Raw genomic sequence first — 3,048 nt, 5'->3', positions numbered from 1 at the left:
TCGTCGCTGCCGCCGGCCTCCAGCAGCAGCACGCGTTGGCGGCCGCTCTCGGTCAGCCGGTTCGCCAGCACGCAGCCGGCCGAGCCGGCGCCGACGATGATGTAGTCGAACTCCGCCATGGGGGCGCAACCGTCTCGGGATAAGGGAGTGGGGTCGGGTCTTGGGTGGGCTCAGCTGTCGACGTCGGCCCGCTTCGGCTCGCGCTGCACGAGCACGCTGATCAGCGCCAGCGCGCCGGAGCCGATGATGAGGAGTACCGAGACGGCGTTCAGCACCGGCGTCGAGCCGACCTTGGCGATGCGGTCGTACATCGTGATGGTGAGCGGCGAGTCGGAGCCGACCAGCATCAGCGTGGTGTTGAAGTTCTCGAAGGAGACGAGGAAGGCGACGACGCCGGCGGCGATCATCGCGGGCCTGAGGAACGGCAGCGTCACGGTGAAGAGAACGCGCAGGCGGCTGGCGCCGAGGTTCAGCGCGGCTTCCTCGAGCGTCGTGTCGAACTTCCTCAGGCGAGCGCCGATGACGAGCGTGGTGATCGTCGCCAGGAACGAGAACTGGCCCATGATGACGAGGAAGAGGCCCGGCCGCAGGAAGTTGATGCGCAGGTCCATCGACGCCCGCGCCTCGTTGGCGATGAAGCTCGCGAAGACGAGGATGGAGATGCCGAGGATGACGCCGGGGATGACGAGCGGCACGATCATCAGCACGTAGAGCGCCTGCTTGCCGGGAAACTCGTGGCGCTCGAACAGGAAGGCGTTGGAGGTGCCGACGGCCACCGCCAGCACCGAGACGATGATGCCGATATAGAACGAGTTGCCGAGGCCCTGCAGCAGCCGGCGATCGTGGAAGAGGCCGAGCATCGGCTCGGTGTCGGAGAAGAACCAGTCGAGGGTGAAGCCGTTCCACGGCAGGGCCGGGAACATGGAGTTGTTGAAGGCGAAGACGCTCGCAGCGGCCAAGGGCGCTGCGAGGTAGAGGAAGAACAGCGTCACATAGGCCCGGTAGGCGAAGCGCAGGGCCGGCGTCTGGGGGGCGGCGACGTTCATGCTGTCAGCCCTTCGCCACGGTGTTGGCGAGGTTCTGGCCGGTGAGCTTCAGCCCGAGCCAGACGACAAGCGAGGTGAAGGCGAGCAGCACGACGCCGAAGGTCGCCCCGGACTCCCAGTTGTAGCGGGTGATGAACTGGTCGTAGATCTGCTCGGTGAACCACATCGAGTTCTTGCCGCCGAGCAGGATCGGGGTGAGGTAGCTGCCGGCCGTCAGCATGAACACGACGATGCAGCCGGCGACGATGCCAGGCATCGCATAGGGGATGACGATGCGGCGGAGCACGGTCCAGCGGCTGCCGCCGAGGTTGTAGCCGGCCTCGATCAGGGCATCGTCCATGCCGTCGAGCGTCGAGACGATCGGCACGATCATGAACAGCACGACGGTGTAGATCAGCCCGATGATGACGGCGGCGTCGTTGTAGAGGAACTCCACCGGCCCGGAGACGAGGCCCGTCCACTGCAGGAAGCCGGAGACGACGCCGGTCTCGCGCAAAAGCACGATCCAGCCGAAGGCGCGCACGAGGTCGCTCACCCACAAGGGGATCAGGCAGAGCAGGAACAGGCCGGCGCGGCTGCGCCGGCCGGCCACCTTGGCGATGTAGTAGGCGACCGGGAAGCCGATGAAGAGGGTGAGCACTGTGACCAGCACCGACATCGTCGCGGTGCGCAGCAGCGTGTTCCAGTAGATCGGCTCGGAGATGAAGTCGATGTAGTTGCCGGGGCCGAACTCGTACTGGCGGGGGCCGAGCTTCTCGCGGATGGACAGGTAGCCGATGCCGAGGTGCGGCAGCACGATGAGGAGCAGGATCCACAGCGCAAACGGCATCAAGAGCAGGAAGAGCGCGAGCCGCCGGGCGTCCTTCTGCACCATCGCGGTCAGGCCTTCTTCGGGAAGAGAAGCGTGTCGGCGGCGGTGAAGGTCAGCGCCACCGCCTCGCCGGGGGCGAGGTTCTCGCTCGAGCCGGGCCGGGGATAGCCGACCTCGATCATCCGGCCGTCGCCGGTGCGCACCAGCGCCCGGCTCTGGGCGCCGTTGAAGAGGTGGCTGTCGAGGACGCCGTCGATGCGGTTGAAGGCCTCGCCGGACAGCTCCGCCGGGCGGCGGGCGGCGATGGCGTCGGGGCGGACGAAGACGTCGACGGCGGACCCCGGGGCGGGGGCGGCGCCGGCGCGGGGCGCCGCCGTGATGCGTTCGCCGGTCTCGAGCACGATGGCGCCGCCCGCCTCCAGGCGGCCGGCGAAGCGGCTGCTGTCGCCGACGAAGCCGGCGACGAAGGCGGTCGCCGGGGCGTGGTAGAGCTCCTGCGGCGTGCCGATCTGCTCGAAGCGGCCGGCGTTCATCACCGCCACGTTGTCCGACATCACCAGCGCCTCGGACTGGTCGTGGGTGATGTAGACGAAGGTGGTGTCGAACTGGTGCTGCAGCAGCTTCAGCTCGATCTTCATGCGCTCGCGGAGCTTGAGGTCCAGTGCACCGAGCGGCTCGTCGAGGAGCAGCACGTCGGGCTCCAGCACCATGCAGCGGGCAATCGCGATGCGCTGCTTCTGGCCGCCGGAAAGCTGGTTGATCTCCTTCGTCTCGACGCCGGGCAGGCCGATGCGGTCGAGGACGTCACGGACGCGGCGGGTGATCTCGGCCTTGTCGGCGCCGCGGCAGCGCAGGCCGTAGGCGATGTTCTCGGCGACGTTCATCATCGGGAACAGCGCGAGGTGCTGGAACACCATCTTGACGTTGCGCTTGTTCGGCGGCGTGCCGATCACCGACTTGCCCTTGATGCGGATGTCGCCCGAGGCAGGCTCCTCGAAGCCGGCGATCATGCGCATGAGGGTGGTCTTGCCGCAGCCCGACGGCCCGAGGATCGAGAAGAACGAGCCGCTCGGGATCTCGAAGGAGACGTCGTCGACCGCCGTGAAGGCGCCGAAGCGCTTGGTGAGGCTGAGGCACTCGAGATCGGGGGGACGGCTGTCGGTCATGGGCTGCCATGCGAGGGGGAGGGAG

Annotated in this window: 4 protein-coding genes; all 4 read right to left on the bottom strand. The window is 67.7% G+C overall.

What is annotated here, in order from left to right; all coding sequences use genetic code 11:
* A partial coding sequence (locus RUR49_RS17550) for an NAD(P)-binding protein (RefSeq protein WP_409147703.1) occupies positions 1 to 119 on the bottom strand: 119 nt, incomplete at its 3' end.
* 51 nt (positions 120 to 170) lie between these two features.
* Positions 171 to 1,046: an ABC transporter permease gene (locus RUR49_RS17545; protein WP_409147702.1), complete on the bottom strand. Its 876-nt coding sequence runs from the start codon at positions 1,044 to 1,046 to the stop codon at positions 171 to 173.
* A gap of 4 nt (positions 1,047 to 1,050) precedes the next feature.
* A complete protein-coding gene (locus tag RUR49_RS17540; RefSeq protein WP_409147701.1) occupies positions 1,051 to 1,920 on the bottom strand; it encodes an ABC transporter permease in 870 nt (289 codons plus the stop codon).
* Between the two features lie 5 nt (positions 1,921 to 1,925).
* A partial coding sequence (locus RUR49_RS17535; RefSeq protein ID WP_409147700.1) for an ABC transporter ATP-binding protein occupies positions 1,926 to 3,048 on the bottom strand: 1,123 nt, incomplete at its 5' end.

This window comes from Pseudoxanthobacter sp. M-2 (assembly GCF_046156265.1).
In the GTDB taxonomy this organism is placed as follows: domain Bacteria; phylum Pseudomonadota; class Alphaproteobacteria; order Rhizobiales; family Segnochrobactraceae; genus CAMDHY01.
Note: the sequence above shows the minus strand (reverse complement) of the source record. Positions and strands in the feature narration are given on the sequence as shown.